This is a genomic window from Sphingomonas sp. CFBP 8760 (assembly GCF_014841615.1).
GTDB lineage: Bacteria > Pseudomonadota > Alphaproteobacteria > Sphingomonadales > Sphingomonadaceae > Sphingomonas.
The window spans coordinates 89,897-111,485 of record NZ_JACYUG010000006.1; the positions used below are offsets into that span (position 1 = coordinate 89,897).

Here is a 21,589-nt window from a genome sequence, read left to right on the forward strand (position 1 = left end):
CGGGTTCAGACGAACGCGATGGCGGCGCGGCGACGGCGGCGAACGGCGGCACCGATCAGGGCGAAGCCGGTCAGCATCATCGCCCAGGTCGCGGGTTCCGGCACCGCCGACGCGACGATCGCGTCGGTGCCCGCGAACGTGCCCAGATGGACCTCGCCGTTCATGGCGAACGCCTTCACGGCGACGCTTCCCTCGATCGCGCTGGTGTTCGTCAACGTGGCGAGCGGCGCCAGGATCGACCCGTGCCACCCCTTCGTCGTGATCGACGTCGCCTGCGCGAAATTCCAGATCACCGTCTGGTTGAGCGCGGTCGCATTGATGTTGCCGCCCTGGACCAATGTATCGCCCAGCACGTTCACGATCGTCGTCATGCCCGCCGGCAGACGGCCGAACAGGGCATCGAAATTGGCGTTCTGATCCTGAAACGCCGCGGCGGTCATGGTGAAGACCGCATAGCCGTCCGCCGCGCGCGCATAATCGAGCGCCGTCGTCGTCGCGGTGATGGTCGAGATCGAAGCGAGCGACGACAGCTGCATCGACAGGACGCCGAGGTCCTCGGCCAGCTTCGTCGTCTGCGCCGCGATGGTGGCGGCCAATCCGTTGCGCGGATCGGCCAGACCGGGGGTCAGCGTCAGATAGGGGGCGTCCTGCACCTGCCCGCCGGTCACGCCCGTGCCGTACTGGACGAGCTTGCTGCCACCGGGGTTGAAATTGGCGACATTGGCGGTGCCGCCGACCTGGACGGTGCCGACGCCGTTCAGCGCCATGCCGGTCGCGTTCCCGCCGACCAGCGCCATCAGCGGCTCGCCGAGGTTGCGTTCGATGGTGAAGCCTTCGATGTTGCCGCCGACCGTCAGCTGCGGGCGCCCGCTCGCCCGATAGCCCTGGCTGCCGCCCTGCGCGACCACCGGCCGGCCTTTGACGTTGCCGCCGACGAACGCCTTGCCCTGGATATGCTGCTGCGTGTCCAGATCGCCCAGCACGATCAGGTTCAGTTCGCGCATCGCCTGCAAGCCATCGGCGGCATTGCCCTTGGCGATGGCGGTGGACGGCGAAACGGCGGCCATGGCGGCAGCGGCAAGCAACACGATGTGTCTCACGAAAAAAAGTCCCCCTGTCAGCACCCCTACCCTATCAGCGCCGCCAACGAAGCGCAGCGCCGTTCCCCCGGGTGGAGCGTCCTGATCCGAGACAGGTAGCCGGCAACGCGCTGCGGGTACAGGCCATCGCCGCGCGCACCGCCTGTTCGACACCCGACGCCCGCATCGTCGTGGCGCGGGCCGAAAGCGGTCGACCGGCGTTGTAGCGGTCAGGGAGAAGACCATGCGCCCATCACCGTTTCTGGACGATCCGCGCGACAAGATGCGGCGTCACATCGCCGAAGCCGTCGCCTCCCCGATCGAGGCGGTCAGGGCGATCCATATCCGGGCGGCGGAGCATCAGGCCGCGCTGGCCAGGGCCAGCGGGCTGGACGATGCCGCGGCCCCGCGCCGACCCGATCCCGGCCGGCGTGGCATCCGGGGCCTGCTGTCGTGGCTGCGCACCGGCTGGGTGCGGCTGATCCGGCGGCGTGCCGGGTGACGTAACGGCGACTGTCAGCCGATATTCTATAGGCGGCATGGACCCGCGATGGCCGCGAGACCAACATGGACAACCAACATGGACAGGCGCCCGATCACCGTCTATCGAGCCGCGCATCGTGCGCGCCTCTTACGGGTTTCCGGTCGCCACGTTTTCCACCGAGCCCGCAAGCAGGAGGTGCCGCATGGCGTGGCTCATCCTCGGCATTGCCGTGATTACCGAAATCGTCTGGGCGCTGAGCCTGAAATGGGCCGCGATGCAGGGCACGCTGCTCGCCTCGGCCGTGCCGGTCACGCTCAGTTTCGTGAACATGGGCCTCCTGGCGCTCGCGATGCGCGGGCTGCCGGCGGGCACCGCCTATGCGGTATGGACCGGGCTGGGCGCGGTGGGGGTGACGGTGTTCGGCGTCGTGCTGTTCGGCGAGAAGCTGAACCCGACCCAGATGGCCTTCATCGCGCTCATCATCGTCGGAGTGGCGGGTACCAAGTTCTTCGCCACCGCCTGACCACCCGCCCCGCTACCGGGTCGAATTGGCCAACCCACATCGATTACCACTGGCCGCCCACGGCGCGACTTGGTAGGATCGGGACGTTGGACGAAGAGACGACAGGGGATGCCACCGGTGTTGATGACGCAGACGATGCGCTGGTTCGGGCCGCGCGATCCGGTGTCGCTGGCGGGCATCCGTCAGGCCGGGGCGACCGGCGTGGTCACCGCGCTGCACGACATCCCCAACGGCGCGGTCTGGCCCCGCGCCGCGATCGCCGAACGCCGCGCCGCGATCGAGGCGGCGGGCCTCGACTGGACCGTCGTCGAAAGCCTGCCCGTCCATGACGACATCAAGACGCGCGGCCCCCGCTGGGATGCGCTGATCGACGCCTATCGCATCAGCCTGACCAACCTCGCCGCGGAGGGTATCCGGGTCGTCACCTACAACTTCATGCCGTTGCTGGACTGGACCCGCACCGATCTCGGCTGGACGCTGCCCGACGGCGCCCGCGCGCTGCGGTTCGAGTGGGAGGCGGTGGCCGCCTACGACCTGCACATCCTCCGCCGGCCCGGTGCGGCCGATGATTACGCGCCCGACCTGATCGATGCCGCCACCGCCCGGTTCCACGCGATGGACGATGACGGGCGCGCCCGGCTGGAGGCGACGATCCTCGCCGGCCTGCCGGGCGCGGAAGAGAGCTTCACCTCCGCCGGTTTCCGCGATGCCATCGCCGGCTATGCGGGGATCGATGCGGATACGCTGCGCGCGCATCACACCGCCTTCCTCGCGGCGGTGTGCCCCCATGCCGACGACCTGGGGCTGCGGCTGGTGGTGCATCCCGACGACCCGCCCTTCCCCATCTTCGGCCTGCCGCGCGTGGTATCGACCGAGGCGGACCTGACGACCCTGTTCGCGCGCGTGCCCAATCCGTCGAACGGCCTTTGCTTCTGCACCGGTTCGCTCGGCGTGCGGGCCGACAACGACCTGCCGGGCATGGTCGCGCGGCTGGGCGAGCGGATCGGCTTCCTCCACCTCCGTTCGGTCGATCGCGAGGGCGGCGACACGGCGTTCCACGAGGCGCCGCATCTGGACGGCGATGCCGACATGGCGGCGGTGGTGGCGGCGGTCCACCGGCTGGCCGCCGCATCCGGCCGCCGCATCCCGATGCGCCCCGATCATGGCCACCAGATGATGGACGACCTCACCCGCTCCACCAATCCCGGTTATTCGCTGATCGGCCGGATGCGCGGACTGGCCGAACTGCGCGGGCTGGAACGCGGCATCGCCCATGCGGCGACGATGCGATGACGATCCCGCGCCGCCTGCGCTGGCTGGCGCTGCTGGGCGTCGCGCCGCTCCACGCGCAGACGCCGCCGATCCAGCCGCAGGTCGACCCCACCCGGCCCGAGTGGGAGAACCCGGCGATCTTTGCGATCGGCAAGCTGCCCGCCCGCGCCACCGGCTTCCCGTTCGAGGACCGCGACCGCGCGCTGGCGGGCGACATGGCCCGCTCCGCCCGGTTCCTGACGCTCGACGGCGCGTGGAAATTCGCCTTCTTCCCCTCGTCCGATGGCGTCCCGACCGATTTCGCCGCCCCCGGTTACGACGTGTCCGGCTGGCGCAGCATCAAGGTGCCAGCCGACTGGCAGGCGGAGGGGTACGACCAGCCCCGCTTCAACAACATCACCTATCCGTTTCCCGCCAACCGGCCGCTGATCCCGCACGCGACCAATCCGGTCGGGCTGTACCGCCGCGATATCGACGTGCCGGCGGGATGGCGCGGCGACGACGTGATCCTGCACATCGGCGCGGCGGGATCGGCCTATCATGTCTGGGTCAACGGGCGGAAGGTCGGCTATTCGGAGGACAGCAAGCTGCCGTCCGAATTCGACGTCACCCGTTTCCTGACGCCGGGGCGCAACAGCGTGGCGATCCGGATCCACCGCTGGTCGGACGGCTCCTATCTGGAGGATCAGGATTTCTGGCGCGTCTCGGGCATCGAACGATCGGTGTACCTGATGGCGGCCCCCAGGGCGCGGATCGCCGACACCGTCGTCAGGGCCGGCCTCGCCAACGGCTATCGCGACGGCACGCTCGACGTGCGCCTGGCGACCACCGCCGCCGCCGCCGGCCATGTCGCGCGGCTGACGCTGCTGGACGGCGACCGCGCGCTCCTGACCCGCACCGCGCCCGTCCGCGGCACCGCGACCGTGCTCGCCGCCACGCTGCCCGCGGTGCGGCCGTGGACGGCGGAGACGCCCGCGCTCTACACGCTGCTGACCGAACTGGTCGATCGTCGCGGACGGGTGGTGCAGGCGACCGCGCGCCGCATCGGCTTCCGCGAGGTGGCGATCCGGCAGGGGCTGGTCACGATCAACGGCCGCCCGGTCACGATCCGCGGCGTCAACCGCCACGAACACGATCCCGAAACCTTCCACGTCATCTCGGAGGCGTCGATGCGCCGCGACCTGGCGCTGATGAAGCGCGCGAACGTCAATGCGCTGCGCACCTCGCACTATCCCAACGACGAACGGCTCTACGACCTCGCCGACGAATACGGCCTCTACGTGATGGACGAGGCCAATATCGAGAGCCACGGCTACATGATCAACAGCCGCCGCACCGATGTGGACCGGACCAAATACGAGATCGGCTACGATCCCGCGTGGCGCGCAGCGCAGGTCAGCCGCGTGGTCAACATGGTGGAGCGGGACAAGAACCACCCGTCGATCATCTTCTGGTCGCTGGGCAACGAATCCGGCAACGGCCCCAATTTCGAGGCGGCGGCCGCCGCCGCCCGCGCGATCGATCCCACCCGGCTGATCTCGTATCTCGGCTGGAGCCAGCTGGGCGATTTCCGGCCGAACCCGTTCGCCGACATCTATGCGCCGATGTACGACAGCGCCGCCAGGATGGCCGACTATGCCCGCCGTACCGATTTCGCGCAGCCGATGATCCAGTCCGAATATGCCCATATGCAGGGCAATTCGGGGGGCAACCTGATCGATTACTGGAACACGATCGAGGCGCATCCAGGCCGGTTGCAGGGCGGCTTCGTGTGGGACTGGGTCGACCAGTCGATGTATCGGTATACGCAGGACGGCCGCCGCTATTGGGGCGACGGCGGCAGCTATGGCCCCAATCCGGGTGGCGAGATCGAGTTCGGCGACGGCCTGATCCAGCCCGATCGCACCCCCAACCCGCAATATCACGAACTGGCCAAGGTCCACTCCCCGATCCGGTTCGCCGCCGTGGATGCGAAGGCGGGTCGTTTCACCGTCACCAACCGCCATGATTTCCGCGACCTGTCCGGCTTCGCGATCGAGTGGGAGGTGACCGCGAACGGGGTCGTCGTCGCACAGGGCGCGGGGCCATCATTGGCGACGAAGGCGCATGGCACCGACGATCTGATACTGGCCCTGCCCCGCCTGCCGGCCACGCCCGGCGTCGAACGGATCGTCACGGTCCGCGCGTTGGCGAAGGCCGATGCCGTCCCGCTGGTGCCTGCGGGTACGGTGATGGGCTGGGAACAGTTCGTCCTTGCCTCACCCGCAGCCACCGGCACCGCCCGGCCCGGCCGGGTGACGCTGACCGAACGAGCAGGCGCGCTGACGCTGGCGGCGGGCGACGCGACGCTGACGATCGACCGCACGACCGGCCTGATCGCCGGCTACCGCGTCCACGGGTCGGAACTGCTGCACGGCGGCGCGCCCAACTTCACCCGCGCGCTGACCGACAACGATATCGGCACCGGGCCGGAGGCGGTCCACGCCGCCTGGGCCGGCATGTCGGCGACGCGCCGGGTCGACGGCGTCACCGCCGCCGATGCCACCATCACCGTCCGGCACGGCATGGGCGACGGCGCGGCCCGCTTCGTCACCACCTATACGATGGCGGGTGACGGATCGGTCGCGGTCGCGGGCGACTTCACGCCGCTGAGGCAGGACCTGCCCCATCCCCTGCGCATCGGGTTCGCCTATGCGATGCCGACCGCGTACCGGACGGTCGAATGGTATGGCCGTGGCCCGCACGAAAGCTATGCCGATCGCAAGACCGGGGCGATGATCGCGCTGTGGCGCGGGGCGATCGCCGCGCAGCACCATGATTTCATGCGCCCGCAGGAAACCGGCAACAAGACCGACGTCCGCTGGCTGGAACTGACCGGGCCGGCCACCGGCCTGCGCATCACCGGCGACCGGCCGCTGTCGGTCAACGCGCTCGCCTTTCCCTATGCCGATCTCGCCCGCCGCCCGCCGGGCACGCGCAACAGCGCCGATATCGTGCCGCACGGCGAGGTCAGCCTGATGGTCGACGCGGTACAGGCCGGGCTGGGCGGCGACACGACGTGGAACAAGGACGGCCAACCCCTGCCGCCATACCGCATCCCCCTGACCCCGCGTCGTTTCTCGTTCCGGCTGGAACCGTTCGCCGGGCCGGGAACGACCGTGGCGGCAGCGCGGCCGGCGACCGCCACGACCGGGGATTGAAGCCTCCATAACGCCGTCATTGCGAGCCTAGCGAAGCAATCCAGGGCGTCCTGATCCGGCGCTGGATCGCTTCGCTACGCTCGCAATGACGGACCTTCGGTTCGACCCGATATCATCGATCCCAGTTTCCCGCCCTCATCCTTCCGGCCCTGCGCCTCCCTCTTTTCACCGGATAGGGAACAGACAACGGAGCCGGCGAAAGGGCGCGACCCGTTCCGTCAATCCGCCCGCAGCCACCCCGTCGGTTTCGCCGCCAGCGTCAGCTCCAGCGTGCCGCCCGCCACGATATCCGCCTGCCGCACGAACGGCGTCGTCAGGGCGCGCCCGTTCAGCCGGGCGGCGGCGATGTAGATGCGCCCCGGTTTCCAGTTGCGCGCCACGATCGCGAAGGTGCGGCCGTCCTCCAGCGTGATGACGCTGCGCGGCTGGTGCGGCGCATGAAGATAGAACAGGTCGGTGGTCAGCCTGGGGAACAGGCCGATCCGGTTGAAAACATAGTGCGAACTCATCGCGCCATTGTCCTCGTCGCCCGGATAGGCATCGGCGGTGAAGCGGCGGAAGATGCGGTCCGCCCAGTAACTCGCCAGATCGGGGCGGCCGACCTCGCTGAACAGCCACGGCGTCGCGAAGCTGGGTTCGTTGGTGATGTCGATCAGGTTGGCGTCGAGCGCATGGCGCAACCGGTCGGTGAAGCGCGCGCGGCCGCCCATCGCCGCGACCATCCCCGGCAGGTCGTGCAGCATCGTGTAGGAATAGACCCAGGCGGTGCCCTCGTAGAACCCGACATTGTCGTATTTCTTGCCGTCCCACCCGATCTTGGGATCGAGCGGCTGGAACCGGCCGTCCGGGTAGCGCGGAATGATGAAACCGGCATAGCCGTCGCTGCTCGCCGCCGGATTCCACACCTTGCGCCAGCTGGCCGAACGCGTGGCCAGCAGGGCGGCCTCCGCCGGCCGCCCCGCCGCCGCCGCCAGCCTGCCCGCATAGAAATCGTTGAGCGCGAAGGCCGGCGTCGACGATCCCGATTTCGCGCGCTGGTTGTCCGGTTCCGGGCTGCGATCGCCCACCGCGAACCAGCCGTCGATCAGGTAACGCGGGCGGCGTTCCTCGAACGCGTTGTGCAGCGCGACCGCCGCCGCCGCCTTCCAGTCGACCCCCGGCACGCCGCGGATCAACCCTTCACCCAGCACATTGTCGACCTCGTCCCCGCCCTGCCCGACATGATAGTTGCGGCCCGCGATGAACGCGGTGTGCGCCGCGCCATATTTGCGGAAGGTCGACACGATCGACGCGACGTTGCCGGCATAGACACTGGGGCGCAGCAGCGACATCAGCGGAAAGCCGGTGTGGTACGTGTCCCACAGCGTATAGTAATCGTCCCAGTGCGGCGTCGCGCGATCCGCGACCGGCTGATCGTGGGTACGATCACGCGGCTGGATCGCGCTGTGATACAGCGCGGTGTAGAACCGGCGCTTGTCCGCCTGGCCGACGCCGTCGATCGTCACGCGCGCCAGTTCGCGGTTCCACGCGGCGCGGGTGCCGGCCTGCACCCCCTCGAAATCGAAGCCGGGGATATCCTGATCCAGCAGTTCCGCTGCGCGCTGCGCGCTGGTGAAGGACACCGCCACCTTCATCATCACCGGCTTGCCCCCGGTCGTGTCGAACTGCCACCATGCCGCCAGTTTCGTGTCGGCGGGGGTCGCGCCATCGGTGGCGCCGGCCCGCACCGTGTCGCCGGTGCGTAGGCCCCAGCGCGTCGGCGCGCGGTCCAGCTGCGCGACGAACCAGATGTCGGTGCGCGCCGGGTTCCAGTAATCCTTCGTCCGCACCCGCGCGACGATCCGGCCCTTCACCGGATCGATCGTCACATCGGCGCCGTCGCTGGCCAGCTCGCCGCGAATCTTGCGGGTGATGTCGAACACCATCGTCGCGGGCGCGCCGGCGGGATAGGCGAAGCGGTACAGCGCGGCATTCTCCGCCGGGGTCACTTCCGCCCGGATGTTCCAGCGGGTCAGCGTGACGGCATAGCCATCCGCGCGGGCGCGCTCGTCCGCCTTGGCCGACAGATGCGCCGGCTCGTCCAGCAACGGCTCGCCCGTCTGTGGCGAGATCAGGAACGTGCCATAGGTCGTCCGCCCGCCCGACCCTTGCGTGTGCAGTTGCGCAAAGCCGCTGAGCGGCGCGTCGCGATCATAGCCGGCATTGCTGCCGATCAGCGTTTCCGGGCTGGGGTGGATCGATCCCGCCGGCCGGGTCGGACCGGGGATGGTGTCGCCCTGATCGTCGTTGCCGGTGCCGATCAGCGGATCGACCTGCATCCAGCGCGGCTCGACCCGCTGCGCCGACCCCGATGCCGATATCAGCACTGCCGCCACGACGGATTTGCAGAGGTGCGGCATCGTGGCGTTCTCCCGGTGTCGTCCGGCGCTGACGGCCGGTCGTTGTCCGCTCGACGTAGCGCGGGGGCGATGGCATGACCAGCCTGAACGAACCACTCGCGGCGAAAGTGGTCGCCCAATCATCGAGAAGTTCCCCGTGATCGCGCGCGGCACCGCATATGGCGCGGTCGATCTGTCGTGCCGCCTGATCCCGGCGTGATCCCGAACCGGATCGAGTTGGTGTCCGACCGGACGCCCGCCCGCGCTACGGCGCCGCCCGCTGATACGGGAACGGCGCCCGCCCGTGACCAGGAAGGCGCCGCAAGGTGGGGAAGACGGGAGGGATCAGAAGGTCGTGCGCACCGTCGCGGTGAAGGTGCGGCCGTCATAATCCGCGCGGCGGATCAGGCGTTCGTCGTTCTCGTATTCGATCCGGGTGGCGTTGGTCAGGTTGTACGCATCGAACGACAGCGAGATGCGCTCGTTGATGTTGTACGATGCCGACAGATCGATCTGCCCGCGCGCGCGCACCGATCGCGCCGCGCCGGTCACCGTGCCGGCCGCCGCCAGATCATATTTGCTGCGCACGTTGTAGACCAGGCGCAGGCCGTAATCGCCGGTTTCGTAATAACCGATCACGTTGGCATTGTGCTTCGACACGCCCGGCAGCGTCGCCTGCTGTCCGTTGGCGCCCCGGCCGCTGATGTCGGTGAAGGCATAGTTGAACCCGCCGCCGAAGTGGCTGAGGAAGCCGGGCAGGAAATCAAGCGACTGTTGCAGGTTGAACTCCAGCCCGCGCACCGTGACGGTGTTCTCCTGGTTCACGAAACCGGATGCGGCGACGATGAACGGCGTCGGCACCGGTCCGCCGGTGTAGATCAGGCTGCTCTGGCACAGGTCGCCGTTGACGGTCAGCGTCCCCAGCCCCAGCGTGGTGGCGTTCGCCGGGCACAGCCGGCGCGGATCGTTGATCGACGCGATCAGCCCGGTGATCCGCTTCTGGAACCCCGCCAGCGAGATGATGCCGTTGGGCCGGTTGTACCATTCCACCGACAGGTCGAGCGAGGTCGAGTCGTACGGCTTCAGATCGGGATTGCCGAGCGTGACCGAATAGACGCCGTTGACCGGGTTGCCGACGATCGTCGCGGGCGTGAACTGGCGCGGCTGCGGGCGGACATAGGTCTTGTACGCCGCCCCGCGCACCAGCAGCTTGTCGGAAATGTCGGCGACCGCGATGAACGACGGCAGCAGCTTGCCATAGGTGCGGGTGTAGTTCGTCTCGCGGAAATCGGCGGGCGACCCGACCGTGCCGGTCAGCGAGATGCGGTTGAGCGCATCGATCGAATTGCGCGCCTGTTCGTACCGCAGCCCGCCATTGCCGCGGATGCGGAGGCCGGCGATCGTCACCTCGTACTTCGCCTGCGCATAGCCGGCCGCGATGTCGGTCTGGTTGGAGAAGTTGAACAGCGAATAGGCGTTGTCGTTGTACCGGATGTTGAAGCCCAGCGGCGACAGCGCCCCGCCCGGATACAGCGTCACCGGCAACAGCTTGTCGAGCGCATAGTCGAACCGCGTCGACTGCCAGTTGGCGCTGGTGGTGCCCGCCTTGCCGCCGAAGAAGCCGTCGATACCAGGCGATTCCTCCAGGAAGCTGCCGTCGATATTCTGGGTCTGGATGCCGAACGCCTGGGTGCGATAGCCTTCGGACACGTATTTGTTGTGCTCGAAGCGGAAACCGACCTGGATGCCGGTCAGCACGCTGTTGTCGAAGCTGCGCTCCGCATCCCATTGATAGGCCAGCAGGTCGTTCTGCGCATAGCTTTGCGTGCCGGTCACCTGCAGGCGCTGGCGACGGTTGGCGACGACGGTCGAGTCGTAGAATTGCGTGGGATCGGCCACCCCGCCCCAGAACCAGCCGGTCGGCGACAGGCTGGATACCGCCGGGGTCGGCGCCAGCGAGTAGAACAGGTCGCCGATCTCGCCCGCGCCGGTGCGGATCGATCCGCTGACGCCGTTGCCCGCCGCGGTCTGGATGCGGTCGAAATCGATCGACGTCTCCTCCGACCGGTTGTTGGCGCGCGACGCGGTCAGCACCGAGGTGAGGCGCCAGTCGTCGTCGCTCCATTCGCCCTTCAGGTTCACGCCCCACGCCTTCTGCCGCAGCGACAGGCGCCGGGTCGACATGCGCGTGTCGGGGTTGGTAAAGTCGTAATCGGTCACCACGTAACGTCCGTCATCCAGCTGCACCGGGCTGCTGCGCGGGGTGACGACGCTGGCCGCGTTGTTATCGACGATCGAGAAATACTGCATCGTCTTGGGCAGCTTGCGATCGGTGTAGAAGCCGGTCAGGCCGATCCGCGTATTGCTGTCGGGCTTCCATTCGGCGCCCGCCGCGCCGGTGTAGAGATTGCCGTCATTGTCGCGCGAATACTGGCGCAGCTGCGAATTGTAGAGGACGCCGTTGGTGGTCGTGGTGCCGGTGCACGACGGGCAGGCGGTCGACCGCGCATAGTAACTGCCCAGGGCGCCGGCATTGGCCTGCGCCTGTGCGGCGGTGAAGGCGGAATAGGTGTTGAACTGCACCGTATCGCGCCGGAAATTCTCGCGCTTGTAGGTCGCGACGCCGAACACCGCGAACTTCTCGGAGAAGATGTGGTTGTAGCCGACCGTGGCGGCCGGCGCGAACTTGTCGCCCAGCTGGTTGTATTCCATCGCCAGCTTGGCGAAGCCGCCTTCCTTGCGACTCAGCGCGGGGGCGATCTGCAGGTCGACATTGCCCGACAGGCCGCCCGACTGCGCGCTGGCCAGCGGCGATTTGTCGACGATGATCGCGCTGAAGATGTCGGCGTTGAACGCGCCCAGCGGTGCCGCCTCGGTCAGGATCGGCTCGGCGAAGGCGACGCCGTTCAGCGTCAGGCGGGCATATTCGCCGGGCAAGCCGCGCAGGTTGATGGTGGCGTTGCGCCCCTCCGCCTCGCGGTTGATCTGGACGCCGGGGACGCGCTGCAACGCCTCGCCGACGTTCAGGTCCGGAAAGCGGCCCAGCCCGTCCGACGAGATGCCGTCGGTGATCGCGACCTCGTTGCGCTTGGATCGGATCGCGTCGGTATAGCTCTGGCGGAATCCGGTGATGACGATGTCGGCGCCCGGTGCGGCGCCCTCTTCGGGCAGCGACCGGGGATCGGCGGCGGTCGTCTGGTCCGGATTGGCGGGCGTCGCGACGGTCGGCGTGGCAGGATTGGCCGGCACGGTGTCGGTCGGCATGGTGTCGGCCGGGGCCGGAGCGGGAGTGGCGGCTGCGGGATCGGCGGGGGTGGCGGGCATCTGTTGTGCGGCGGCGGGCAGTGCCGTCAGCATCGTCGCGCCCATCAGCACAGCCAGTATCGACCGGCCGCCATTGGCATTCCTCATGGTCATCCCCCCTCGGGTTTATCGTTATCGTTCCGGCCTTTGGATCGTCCGGCCCTGTCCGAACGGTGGCGCCCGACCGTTGCGCCTACCACTTGTGTAAATTGTCCGAACCTTTTGTGCAACCAATTTGGCTTAAGTGCCTGTTGTATCCGCCCCGCCGCTATGGGATCGGTACCGTCATGACGAAACCGACCGGAAAACTGTATCAACAGGTCGCCCAGGCGATCGCCAGGGCGATCGACGACGGGCGCTATGCGGTGGGAACCCGCCTGCCGGGCGAGCGCGAACTGGCGGAGGAATTCGCGGTCAGCCGCCATACCGTGCGCGAGGCGATGATCGCGCTGGAGATTCGCGGCATGGTGGAGGCCCGGCACGGTTCCGGCCTGTACGTGGTCGGCACGTCGACCGATGGCGGCACCCCGGCGGAACTGGATATCGGCGCGTTCGAACTGATCGAGGCGCGCATCCTGTTCGAGGGCGAGGCCGCGGCGGTCGCCGCGACGGTGATCGACGACGAGACGCTGGCGGAACTGGACCGGATTCTCGCCGACATGGCCTCGTTCGATCCCGCCAGTGCCGAGGCGATGGAGACCGATCGCCGTTTCCACCTCTGCATCGCGGAGGCGACCGGCAACACCGTCATCAGCACCGTCGTCGCGATGCTATGGTCGCTGCGCGATCGCGCCCCGCTCAGCGCGCACATGTTCGCGGAGGCGCGGCGGGAGGGTATCCACCCGCGGGTCGACGAACACCGGCTGATCGTCGACGCCCTTCGCGCCCGCGATTCGGCGCTGGCCCGCAAGACGATGCGCGATCACCTGCGCCGCGTGGTGGAGGACCTGTTGGCCGCGACCGAGGTGGAGGTGCTGCGCCGCGCCCGGTCGGAGATCGAGGACCAGCGCGGCATGGTCGCCAAACGCCTCCACGCCTGACGGCGGGCCTTTGGAGCAGGACGACACGACCTGCCCCGATCCGTCATTGCTTCGCTGCGCTCGCCATGACGGACATCTGGTTCAACGTGATGACATCGGATTCTGGAACGAGCGACCCATCAGAACAGGAAGGTGTAGAAGCAGGTGAAGAACGCCGCGAAACTCAGCAGGAACAGCTTCACGTCCTGATCGCCGTTCTTCGCCGGCCGCGGTGCGGGCGGTGGCGGCAGGGCGCGGCGCATCGGGTGGCGGGCGGCTTCGTTGGTCAGGACGAGACGTCTGGTCATGGCGACACGTTAACGCCCTGTTTACGATTTCGGCCAGCGGCGAAGATGGTTAACCGCGTCCCGTCCCAACCCGGCACGGAATCCGCCGCCGCCTCCCCCGCTTGAGTATCCCCCCGTTCCGCGCCACAACCCCCTGCCATGTCGATCCTTTTCGCGCTTGCTGCCGCTGCCGCCCCCGCCCCCGCCCCCGCTCCCGCGCTACCATCCCCCTCCCCCGCCAGGCTGCGCGCCGACGTGGCGGCGATGGTCGGATTCGGCACCCGCCACACCGCCTCCACCACCACCGATCCGCGGCGCGGCATCGGCGCGGCGCGCGACTGGGCGGCGGCGCGATTCGCGGCGATCGGGCGGACCTGCGGCGGCTGCATCCGGGTGGAGAGGATCGAACGCTCCTTCACCGGCCCGCGCGCGCCCGGCGGCGTCATGGTGCAGGACGTGCTGGGCATCCAGCCGGGCCGCGATCCCAACCGCGTCGTCATCATCGGCGCGCATATCGACAGCCGCGTCACCGACGTGATGGATACGACCAGCGACGCGCCGGGCGCCAACGATGACGCATCGGGCGTGGCCCTGGTGCTGGAGGCGGCGCGCCTGCTCGCCGGGCGGCAGTTCGACGCGACGATCGTCTATGCCGTCTTCTCCGGCGAGGAGCAGGGGCTATGGGGCGCGACGCTGCTGGCGGATACCGCGAAGGCGCGCGGATGGCAGGTGTCGGCGATGCTCAACAACGACATCGTCGGCAACACGATCGGCCAGGGCGGCGCGCGCGAGGCGCGCTGGGTGCGCGTCTTCTCGGAGGGTATCCGCTCGTCGGAGGACATGCCCCAGCAGATCGCCCGGCGCGGCAATGGCGGCGAGGACGACGGCCCCAGCCGCGCGCTGGCCAAGGCGATCGACGGCGTCGCGGCGCGCGGGCGCTTCGGCCTCGACGTGTTCCTCGATCGCCGGCCCGACCGGTTCGGGCGCGGCGGCGATCACGAACCGTTCCTGAAGCTCGGCTATCCCGCCGTCCGCTTCTCCGTCGCCAACGAGAACTGGGACGCGCAGCATCAGGACCTGCGCACCGAGGGCGGCACCGTGTTCGGCGACACGATCGACCGGATGGACTTCGCCTATCTGGGCAAGGTGACCGCGATCAACACCGCGACGCTTGCCCGCCTCGCCGCCGCCCCCGCCGCGCCGGCCACCGCGACCATCTCCGGCGCCCTGTCGCGCGATACGAAGGTGGTGTGGGCACCGGTGCCGGGCGCGGTCCGCTATCGCCTGCACTGGCGGCGCAACGACACCGCCGACTGGACCGGTCACCGCGACGTGACGGGCACGCAGGCGATCCTGCTGCAGACGCCGGTCGACGATCACTTCGTCGGCGTATCGGCGCTGGGCGCGGACGGATCGGAGAGCCTCGTCACCTTCGCGGGGCGGTAGGGGCTACCCGCCCCCATCCGCCATCGCGAGCGCAGCGAAGCAATCGGGGGCGTCACGCACCGGGCGCTGGATTGCTTCGCTCCGCTCGCAACGACGAACGTCCGGTTCAACCTGATGTCATCCGGCTCTGGCACTGGATTGCGTCGTCATGCTCGGCGGATGACGGCATGTGCAGCAACCCGGCAATGCCGCCCCGCGGGAGTTGGTACGGGGCGGCATCGCGGTCACTCCCGGTAAAGGAGTCCGAACGGTGACTGTTACGGCCCCCACCCGGCCGCACTATCTTCCGTCTGGTACAAAACTACCACCGATCCACGGCCGACGCCAGCCGTACTTCGTCCCGGTTCGGTTCAAAGTCTGTTGGAAACTCGCCCTTTCGCGAGTTTCCAACAGACTGTCAGATCCGCGCCGCCAGCACCGCCGCCAGCGCCTCGCATCCCGCCACGTCCTCCGCATCGAACCGGGCCGGCACCGGGCTGTCCAGGTCGAGCACGCCCAGCACCACCCCGTCCCGTACCAGCGGCACCACCAGTTCGGACCGGCTGTCCGCATCGCAGGCGATATGGCCGGGAAAGGCGTGGACATCGTCCACCCGCTGCGTCTCGCGCGTCGCGGCGGCGGTGCCGCACACGCCGCGCCCCACGGGGATGCGGATGCACGCCGCCTTGCCCTGGAACGGCCCCAGCACCAGTTCGCCCGCCACCATGCGATAGAATCCGGCCCAGTTCAGGTCGGGCAGATACTGCCACAGCAGCGCCGCCGCGTTTGCCATGTTGGCGATCCCGTCCGCCTCCCCCGCGGTCAGCGCGTCGAGCGCGGCGTGGAGATCGTGGTAGAGTTCGGCCTTGGAACCGGCGGTCACATCGAACTGGTACATCTCGTCTTCCTTCAGTCGCGCACCTTGCCGCGTCCCGCCTTCACCGCCGACCGGCGGGTCTTGCCGTCGACGCGGCGGGTCTGCGAGGCGCGGGTGGGTTTGGTCGGGCGGCGCTTCTTGGGCACGATCGTCGCCTCGCGGATCATCGCGACCAGCCGTTCGCGCACCTCCTGCCGGTTGAGCAGTTGCGAGCGCGCGCCCTCGCTGCGCAGCACCAGCACGCCCGCCTGCGTCATCCGCGATCCGGCCAGCGCGGCCAGGCGCAGCTTCACCGCCTCGGGCAGATTGGGTGAACTCGCCACGTCGAACCGCAGCAGCACCGCGCTGTCGGTGGTGTTGACATGCTGCCCGCCCGGCCCGCCGGCGCGGGTGAAGCTTTCGTCCAGTTCGCCCTCGTCGATGGCGATCGCGCGGGTGATCGGGATCAGCGGCATCGGTCAGGCGGGGACGGCAAGGTCCCATGCACCGAACCGCTCGGGGAACGGCGCCTCGGCGCGGATCGGTTCCTTGCCCGGCCGCTGCACCACCAGTTCGATGCCGTGCAGCATCATCCCCGGCCCCGACCGCGCCGGCGGACCGCTGCGATCCGCCCGGCCATAGACCGGGTCGCCGACCACCGGCACGCCCAGCCCGCTGGCGGCATGGACGCGGATCTGGTGGGTGCGGCCGGTTTCCGGCTTGAACTCCACCAGCGTGCGGCCGTCCCGCTCTTCCAGCGCGCGCCAGTGGCTGCGGGCGGATTTGCCGCGCGGATCGGGCACCATGCGCCAGCCGTCCTCGGCGGTGCTGGTCTTGCCCAGCGCCATGTCGACCGTCCCCTCACCGGTCACGATGCCGTCGAGGATCGCGATATAGCGTTTCTCGACCAGCCCGCCCTCGAACGCCTGCTGGAACCGCGCCGCCGCCTTGGGATTGCGCGCCAGCAACAGGCAGCCGCTGGTATCGCGGTCCAGCCGGTGGACCGCGGTCGGCCAGCGCTGGAACCCGAACCGCAGCGATTCGAGATGGTTTTCGAGGCTGATCGCGCCATCGCGCGGTTTGTCGACGGGAAGCCCGGCGGGCTTGTCGATCACCAACGCCTCGCCATCGAGGAAGAGGACACGGTCACCATGCATGGCGGCTCCTTGCCACCCTATGGCGCGACATGCCAGAGGCGTGAGGGTGATGCTGGCGTTTCTCCTTGCCCAGGCGATGGCCACCCCCGCGCCCGGCCCCGCACCAGGCTCCACGCCAGGCCCCGTGTCCGACGGCCGCGTGCTCGGGCATTTCGCCTATGGCGACGTCGCGCCCGACGAACTGGTGACGGTGCCCGCCGACCTGGCGGTCCGCGCCTGCCGCGTCCGGCGCGAGATGCTGCCCGATCTCCAGCGACTGATCGCCGCCGCCGCGGCCGATCCGGCGGCGGGGGGTCGCATCCTCGCGCTGTCGTGCCACCGCTCGATCGCGCGCCAGTCCTCGGTGTTCGCCACCGGTGGCGAGGGGGATGCGGAATCGCGCGCGATCTCGGTCGCGCCGCCCGGCCATAGCGAACATACCACCGGCTTCGCGGTCGACTTCGCGGTGCGCCCCCATGGCGGCTGCCCGGATATCGAGGCGTGCATGGCGGCGCTGCCCCCGGCGCGCTGGCTGATCGCCAACGGTCCCCGCTTCGGCTTCGAACTCAGCTTCCCGCCCGGCAATGCGCAGCGGGTGAAGTGGGAACCATGGCACTGGCGCTGGGTCGGCACGACCGCGTCGATCCCCGGCGCGGCGAAGGCGCGGTTCCTGTTCGCCCGCGCCCGCGCCGCCTTTCCCGCCGATCCCGGCATCCGTCCGCCGCCGCGGATCGTGCTGACCGGGCAGCCTTCGCCCCCCGTCCTCGCGCCGCCGGTGAAGGACAAGAAGAAGAAGCGCCGCCGCTGATCCGCGCGCGAAGCGTTCAAGGGGCGCGCACCGCCAAACATTATATACCTCCCCGGCGAAGGCCGGGGTCCAGTGGGCACGTCTCCGGCGATGGACCGCCACCGTTACCCGACTGGACCCCGGCCTCCGCCGGGGAAGTGGCCCGTAATCGTCGTTACGGCAAACTCACCACGCTCCCCCCCTTGCCGGAAAGGAGCGTGGCAAGCCTCACCCCGCCAGCTTCGCCGCCGTTTCGGCGATGCGCTTGCCCTGATAGCGGGCGCCGTCCAGTTCCACCGCGCTCGGCTGGCGCGAGCCGTCGCCATCGGCCAGCGTCGACGCACCGTAAGGCGTGCCGCCCTTCACCTCGTCCAGCCCGTTCTGGCCGGCGAACCCGTAATCCAGCCCGACGATCGTCATGCCGTGGTGGAGCAGGTTGGTGATGATCGAGAACAATGTCGTCTCCTGCCCGCCATGCTGGCTGGCAGTGGAGGTGAACGCGCCGCCGACCTTGCCGATCAGCTTGCCCTGGAACCACAGGCCACCGGTCGTGTCCCAGAACGCCGCCATCTGGCTGGGCATCCGGCCGTACCGGGTCGGCGCGCCGACGATGATCGCGTCGTAATTCGCCAGTGCGTCCGGCCCCTCGATCTCGGCATGCTTGGTGTCGGTCTTGAAGTGCGCGGCCTCGACCACCGCCCGGGGCGCGGTTTCGGCGACGCGGCGGATGTCCACCTCGGCCCCGCCGGCACGCGCGCCCTCGGCGACGGCATCCGCCATCTGCTCGATATGGCCGTAGGACGAGTAATAGAGCACGAGTACCTTGGTCATGATGATTTCCTTCGACAGGTGAAAGTCAGGCAGCTGTAAACTCAGGCGGCGTCGACCAGGACGATCTCGGCGGCCTCGGTCGCGGTGATCGTCACCGTTCCCGCCGACAACGCCACACCGTCGCGGGCGTTCACCGTCTCGCCGTCGATCGTCAGCGTACCCGTGGCGGGCACCAGATAGGCGTGGCGACCTGCGCCGACGGTGTGCGTCACGCTTTCCCCCGCCTGCAACGTCGCGGCCAGCACGCGCGCCTCCGCCCGGATGCGCAGCGCGTCGGTGTCCTCGGCGAAGCCGCTGGCCAGCACGGTCAGCTTGCCGGACCGCTCGTCCTTGGGGAACGGGCGGGCGCCCCAGCTCGGCTCGCCGCCGCGGGTGGTGGGCTCGACCCAGATCTGGAACAGCGTCGTCGCCTCTTCCTCGACATTGTATTCGGCATGGCGGACGCCCGATCCGGCGCTCATCACCTGCACGTCGCCCGCCGCGGTGCGGCCGGTGTTGCCCAGCGAATCCTGATGCGTGATCGCGCCGGTGCGGACATAGGTGATGATCTCCATGTCGCGGTGCGGATGCGGCGGAAACCCCGAATTGGGGGCGATGACATCGTCGTTCCACACCCGGATCGCGCCCCAGCCCATCCGGTCGGGATCGTGATAGCTGGCGAACGAGAAGTGGTGCCGCGCATCCAGCCAGCCATGGTTCGCATGGCCGAGGCTGTCGAAGGTGCGGCGATCGATCTTGGTCATGGTGTCGGACATGATGCTAACTCCCTTGGTTGCCCCCAAGATAGGCGATCGCATCACGCCGTAAACGGAAACGATAGAAAACGATCGTTTCCGTTTGCTGGATTAACCAAGGTTCACCCGCCGCCCGAACACGCGCCGCGATCGCCGAATTGCTATCGACGCCCGCTGCCAAAACGGCGACACAGCCACGGCAATACAGGAACCCCGTCATGCGTCTGCCCGATCTGGAAGCATGGGCGATCTTCGCCGCCGTGGTCGAACACCGGTCGTTCAGCGCCGCCGCCGACGGGATCGGCCTGTCCAAGGCGACCGTGTCGAAGGCGGTGTCGCGGCTGGAGGCGCAACTCGGCCAGTCGCTGTTCCACCGCACCTCGCGCCGGCTGGCGCTGACGGAGGCGGGGCGGCTGCTGGCGGACCATGCCCAGCGCATCGTCGCCGAGGCCCGCGCCGCCGAGGAAGCGGCGCGCGATGCCGCCAGTTCGCCCGCCGGCACCGTCCGCTTCGCCGTACCGATGAGCTTCGGGGTCGCCAATGTCGCGCCGCTGGTCGCGCGGTTCCTGACGTTGCACCCCGGCGTCCAGATCGACCTGCATCTGTCCGACGCGCGCGTCGATATCGTCGCGGAGGGGTTCGACGTCGCGCTCCGGATCGGCGATCTCGCCGATTCCAGCCTGCGCGCCCGCCGGCTGTGCGGGATCGCGACGCATATCGTCGCCGCCCCCGCCTATCTCCATGCCGCGGGCGAGCCGCGCCATGCCAGCGAACTCGGCCGTCACCGCCTGATGCGCTATGCCAATATCAGCGGTCCGTGGCGGCTGCACGGGCCGGACGGCGCGGAGGTGACGGTGCGTCCCGAAGGACCGCTCGCCGCCAACAGCGGCGACGCGCTGCTCCCCGCGCTGATCGCCGGGCTGGGCATCGCCGCGCTGCCGGGGTTCATCGTCGGGCCGCATCTGGCCAGCGGCGCGCTGGTCGCGATCCTGCCGGACTGGACACCGCCGCCGGTCGGGCTGCACCTGCTCACCCCGCCCAGCCCGCTGCGCCCGCAACGGGTGGAGGCGCTGATCGCCTTTCTCAGCCGGCATCTGCGCGATCCCTGCACCGAACCCGCCGCTGTCCTACAGTCCGGTCATCTGGCAGATACGGCGGATGCCTGATGCCGCCGCCCGTCCGCACGCCGTCGCTCCCCGCGTCCGCGTCGTCTGCGTACAGCCGCAAAAGGGTGTGTAGGATGCGACTTTCGTGACTTTCCACCGTGACTTTCCGGGCAGGGCTCCGGGCAAAGTCGTTGCGGCCACGAAACACCGGCCACGGTTGAAAAACCGTAAATGGGTGTAAAAAAACCAACCGATTTAAGTGTCGATTAACCTTTTGCGTTCACTGCTTGTGTGGTTAATATTCGGGTCTGCCGCTTCGACGACGAGCGGTCCCGCGGCTGGGGAATACCTGTATGCGCGTGCTGCTGATCGAAGACGAGCCGACGACCGCCAAGGCGATCGAACTGATGCTGAATACCGAGGGGTTCAACGTCTACACCACCGATCTCGGTGAGGAGGGCCTGGATCTCGGCAAGCTGTATGATTACGACATCATCCTGCTCGACCTGAACCTGCCCGACATGCACGGCTACGACGTGCTGAAGAAACTGCGCGTCGCCCGCGTGACGACGCCGGTGCTGATCCTGTCGGGCGTCAACGAGATGGACTCCAAGGTCCGCTCGTTCGGGTTCGGCGCGGACGATTACGTGACCAAGCCGTTCCACCGCGAGGAACTGATCGCGCGCATCCATGCCGTGGTCCGCCGGTCCAAGGGCCATTCGCAGTCGGTGATCCGCACCGGCAAGCTGGCGGTCAATCTGGATGCCAAGACCGTCGAGGTCGATGGCGCCCGCGTCCACCTGACCGGCAAGGAATATGCGATGCTGGAGCTGCTGTCGCTCCGCAAGGGCACCACGCTGACCAAGGAGATGTTCCTGAACCATCTCTATGGCGGCATGGACGAACCCGAACTCAAGATCATCGACGTCTTCATCTGCAAGCTGCGCAAGAAGCTGAGCATGGCGTGCGACGGCGACAACTACATCGAAACCGTCTGGGGCCGCGGCTACGTGCTGCGCGAAGCCGAAGAGGTCGCCGCGACGCAGGTGGCGTGAGGGGACCGGGCCGGCGCGAGATGATGCCGCCGCCCCTGCCCGTCCCGTCACCAAGCCCCGGTCGGTCACCAAGCCCGGTTCGTCACCAAGCCCCGCTCCGTCATTGCGAGCGTA

The 21,589-nt window shown here is 68.6% G+C and carries 20 protein-coding genes; 10 read left to right on the forward strand and 10 right to left on the reverse strand.

The window, feature by feature from the left end; all coding sequences use genetic code 11:
- Positions 1–5: 5 nt before the first annotated feature.
- Positions 6–1,100 carry a collagen-binding domain-containing protein gene (locus IFT82_RS09895; RefSeq protein ID WP_192126221.1) on the reverse strand — a complete coding sequence of 365 codons (1,095 nt, stop codon included), beginning with the start codon at positions 1,098–1,100 and terminating at the stop codon, positions 6–8.
- A 71-nt stretch (positions 1,101–1,171) separates the two neighbouring features.
- On the opposite strand from IFT82_RS09895, the gene IFT82_RS21190 reads away from it, so the two are divergent.
- The 5 genes from IFT82_RS21190 (at position 1,172) to IFT82_RS09915 (ending at position 6,558) form a co-directional block, all read left to right on the forward strand.
- A complete protein-coding gene (locus IFT82_RS21190) occupies positions 1,172–1,306 on the forward strand; it encodes a hypothetical protein (protein ID WP_274602232.1) in 135 nt (44 codons plus the stop codon).
- 17 nt (positions 1,307–1,323) lie between these two features.
- Positions 1,324–1,581, forward strand: a complete 258-nt coding sequence (locus IFT82_RS09900; RefSeq protein WP_192126223.1) for a hypothetical protein — start codon at positions 1,324–1,326, stop codon at positions 1,579–1,581.
- Between the two features lie 184 nt (positions 1,582–1,765).
- Positions 1,766–2,086 (forward strand): DMT family transporter, encoded by a 321-nt coding sequence (locus IFT82_RS09905; protein WP_192126225.1) that lies wholly within the window; start codon positions 1,766–1,768, stop codon positions 2,084–2,086.
- Between the two features lie 123 nt (positions 2,087–2,209).
- Entirely contained in the window at positions 2,210–3,379 is a 1,170-nt protein-coding gene (gene uxuA / locus IFT82_RS09910; protein ID WP_244646650.1) for a mannonate dehydratase, read from the forward strand.
- Complete coding sequence (locus IFT82_RS09915) at positions 3,376–6,558, forward strand: glycoside hydrolase family 2 TIM barrel-domain containing protein (RefSeq protein ID WP_192126229.1); 3,183 nt, start codon at positions 3,376–3,378, stop codon at positions 6,556–6,558. The genes uxuA and IFT82_RS09915 overlap by 4 nt, the downstream gene beginning before the upstream one ends.
- 218 nt (positions 6,559–6,776) lie before the next feature.
- On the opposite strand, the gene IFT82_RS09920 is transcribed toward IFT82_RS09915, so the two are convergent.
- Together IFT82_RS09920 and IFT82_RS09925 are read right to left on the reverse strand one after the other, a co-directional pair.
- Entirely contained in the window at positions 6,777–8,957 is a 2,181-nt protein-coding gene (locus IFT82_RS09920; protein ID WP_192126231.1) for a GH92 family glycosyl hydrolase, read from the reverse strand.
- A 324-nt stretch (positions 8,958–9,281) separates the two neighbouring features.
- Positions 9,282–12,347 carry a TonB-dependent receptor gene (locus IFT82_RS09925; protein WP_244646651.1) on the reverse strand — a complete coding sequence of 1,022 codons (3,066 nt, stop codon included), beginning with the start codon at positions 12,345–12,347 and terminating at the stop codon, positions 9,282–9,284.
- 179 nt (positions 12,348–12,526) lie between these two features.
- Here IFT82_RS09925 and IFT82_RS09930 point away from each other — a divergent pair, with 179 nt between their 5' ends.
- Complete coding sequence (locus IFT82_RS09930) at positions 12,527–13,279, forward strand: FadR/GntR family transcriptional regulator (RefSeq protein ID WP_192126233.1); 753 nt, start codon at positions 12,527–12,529, stop codon at positions 13,277–13,279.
- 119 nt (positions 13,280–13,398) lie between these two features.
- On the opposite strand, the gene IFT82_RS09935 is transcribed toward IFT82_RS09930, so the two are convergent.
- Positions 13,399–13,566: a hypothetical protein gene (locus IFT82_RS09935; RefSeq protein ID WP_192126235.1), complete on the reverse strand. Its 168-nt coding sequence runs from the start codon at positions 13,564–13,566 to the stop codon at positions 13,399–13,401.
- 138 nt (positions 13,567–13,704) lie between these two features.
- Between IFT82_RS09935 and IFT82_RS09940 the strand changes: the two genes are divergently transcribed.
- Positions 13,705–14,991: a M28 family peptidase gene (locus tag IFT82_RS09940; protein ID WP_192126237.1), complete on the forward strand. Its 1,287-nt coding sequence runs from the start codon at positions 13,705–13,707 to the stop codon at positions 14,989–14,991.
- 397 nt (positions 14,992–15,388) lie between these two features.
- Here the strand turns inward: IFT82_RS09940 and IFT82_RS09945 are convergent, their stop codons facing one another.
- The 3 genes from IFT82_RS09945 to IFT82_RS09955 are packed head-to-tail and all read right to left on the reverse strand — an operon-like array spanning position 15,389 to position 16,983.
- Positions 15,389–15,868, reverse strand: a complete 480-nt coding sequence (locus IFT82_RS09945) for a GAF domain-containing protein (RefSeq protein ID WP_192126239.1) — start codon at positions 15,866–15,868, stop codon at positions 15,389–15,391.
- Between the two features lie 11 nt (positions 15,869–15,879).
- Positions 15,880–16,302, reverse strand: a complete 423-nt coding sequence (gene arfB / locus IFT82_RS09950; protein ID WP_192126241.1) for an alternative ribosome rescue aminoacyl-tRNA hydrolase ArfB — start codon at positions 16,300–16,302, stop codon at positions 15,880–15,882.
- Between the two features lie 3 nt (positions 16,303–16,305).
- Positions 16,306–16,983 carry an RluA family pseudouridine synthase gene (locus tag IFT82_RS09955; protein ID WP_192126243.1) on the reverse strand — a complete coding sequence of 226 codons (678 nt, stop codon included), beginning with the start codon at positions 16,981–16,983 and terminating at the stop codon, positions 16,306–16,308.
- 49 nt (positions 16,984–17,032) lie between these two features.
- On the opposite strand from IFT82_RS09955, the gene IFT82_RS09960 reads away from it, so the two are divergent.
- Positions 17,033–17,770, forward strand: a complete 738-nt coding sequence (locus tag IFT82_RS09960; protein WP_192126245.1) for a M15 family metallopeptidase — start codon at positions 17,033–17,035, stop codon at positions 17,768–17,770.
- A 207-nt stretch (positions 17,771–17,977) separates the two neighbouring features.
- On the opposite strand, the gene wrbA is transcribed toward IFT82_RS09960, so the two are convergent.
- From wrbA to IFT82_RS09975, 3 genes are read right to left on the reverse strand one after another with little or no spacing between them, the layout of a single operon-like run.
- Positions 17,978–18,580, reverse strand: coding sequence for an NAD(P)H:quinone oxidoreductase (wrbA, locus tag IFT82_RS09965; RefSeq protein ID WP_192126247.1), 603 nt, complete (start codon positions 18,578–18,580; stop codon positions 17,978–17,980).
- Positions 18,581–18,621: 41 nt separating this feature from the next.
- The gene (locus IFT82_RS09970; RefSeq protein ID WP_192126248.1) at positions 18,622–19,335 is read right to left on the reverse strand and encodes a pirin family protein; all 714 of its coding nucleotides are present in this window, start codon (positions 19,333–19,335) and stop codon (positions 18,622–18,624) included.
- Between the two features lie 4 nt (positions 19,336–19,339).
- Positions 19,340–19,534 carry a hypothetical protein gene (locus tag IFT82_RS09975; RefSeq protein ID WP_192126250.1) on the reverse strand — a complete coding sequence of 65 codons (195 nt, stop codon included), beginning with the start codon at positions 19,532–19,534 and terminating at the stop codon, positions 19,340–19,342.
- On the opposite strand from IFT82_RS09975, the gene IFT82_RS09980 reads away from it, so the two are divergent.
- Together IFT82_RS09980 and ctrA are read left to right on the forward strand one after the other, a co-directional pair.
- Positions 19,533–20,480 (forward strand): LysR family transcriptional regulator, encoded by a 948-nt coding sequence (locus IFT82_RS09980; protein WP_192126252.1) that lies wholly within the window; start codon positions 19,533–19,535, stop codon positions 20,478–20,480. The genes IFT82_RS09975 and IFT82_RS09980 overlap by 2 nt on opposite strands.
- 293 nt (positions 20,481–20,773) lie before the next feature.
- Positions 20,774–21,475 carry a response regulator transcription factor CtrA gene (gene ctrA, locus IFT82_RS09985; protein ID WP_192126254.1) on the forward strand — a complete coding sequence of 234 codons (702 nt, stop codon included), beginning with the start codon at positions 20,774–20,776 and terminating at the stop codon, positions 21,473–21,475.
- Positions 21,476–21,589: the final 114 nt, after the last annotated feature.

Coding starts and splice junctions, on each gene's coding strand:
- IFT82_RS09975 (WP_192126250.1), bottom strand. CDS start 19,534: ATGACGGGGTTCCTGTATTGCCGTGGCTGTGTCGCCGTTTTGGCAGCG.
- IFT82_RS09960 (WP_192126245.1), top strand. CDS start 17,033: ATGCTGGCGTTTCTCCTTGCCCAGGCGATGGCCACCCCCGCGCCCGGC.
- IFT82_RS09940 (WP_192126237.1), top strand. CDS start 13,705: ATGTCGATCCTTTTCGCGCTTGCTGCCGCTGCCGCCCCCGCCCCCGCC.
- IFT82_RS09935 (WP_192126235.1), bottom strand. CDS start 13,566: ATGACCAGACGTCTCGTCCTGACCAACGAAGCCGCCCGCCACCCGATG.
- IFT82_RS09970 (WP_192126248.1), bottom strand. CDS start 19,335: ATGTCCGACACCATGACCAAGATCGATCGCCGCACCTTCGACAGCCTC.
- ctrA (WP_192126254.1), top strand. CDS start 20,774: ATGCGCGTGCTGCTGATCGAAGACGAGCCGACGACCGCCAAGGCGATC.
- IFT82_RS09980 (WP_192126252.1), top strand. CDS start 19,533: ATGCGTCTGCCCGATCTGGAAGCATGGGCGATCTTCGCCGCCGTGGTC.
- IFT82_RS09945 (WP_192126239.1), bottom strand. CDS start 15,868: ATGTACCAGTTCGATGTGACCGCCGGTTCCAAGGCCGAACTCTACCAC.
- IFT82_RS09930 (WP_192126233.1), top strand. CDS start 12,527: ATGACGAAACCGACCGGAAAACTGTATCAACAGGTCGCCCAGGCGATC.
- IFT82_RS09915 (WP_192126229.1), top strand. CDS start 3,376: ATGACGATCCCGCGCCGCCTGCGCTGGCTGGCGCTGCTGGGCGTCGCG.
- IFT82_RS09920 (WP_192126231.1), bottom strand. CDS start 8,957: ATGCCGCACCTCTGCAAATCCGTCGTGGCGGCAGTGCTGATATCGGCA.
- arfB (WP_192126241.1), bottom strand. CDS start 16,302: ATGCCGCTGATCCCGATCACCCGCGCGATCGCCATCGACGAGGGCGAA.
- IFT82_RS09905 (WP_192126225.1), top strand. CDS start 1,766: ATGGCGTGGCTCATCCTCGGCATTGCCGTGATTACCGAAATCGTCTGG.
- IFT82_RS09955 (WP_192126243.1), bottom strand. CDS start 16,983: ATGCATGGTGACCGTGTCCTCTTCCTCGATGGCGAGGCGTTGGTGATC.
- wrbA (WP_192126247.1), bottom strand. CDS start 18,580: ATGACCAAGGTACTCGTGCTCTATTACTCGTCCTACGGCCATATCGAG.
- IFT82_RS09900 (WP_192126223.1), top strand. CDS start 1,324: ATGCGCCCATCACCGTTTCTGGACGATCCGCGCGACAAGATGCGGCGT.
- IFT82_RS09925 (WP_244646651.1), bottom strand. CDS start 12,347: ATGAGGAATGCCAATGGCGGCCGGTCGATACTGGCTGTGCTGATGGGC.
- uxuA (WP_244646650.1), top strand. CDS start 2,210: ATGACGCAGACGATGCGCTGGTTCGGGCCGCGCGATCCGGTGTCGCTG.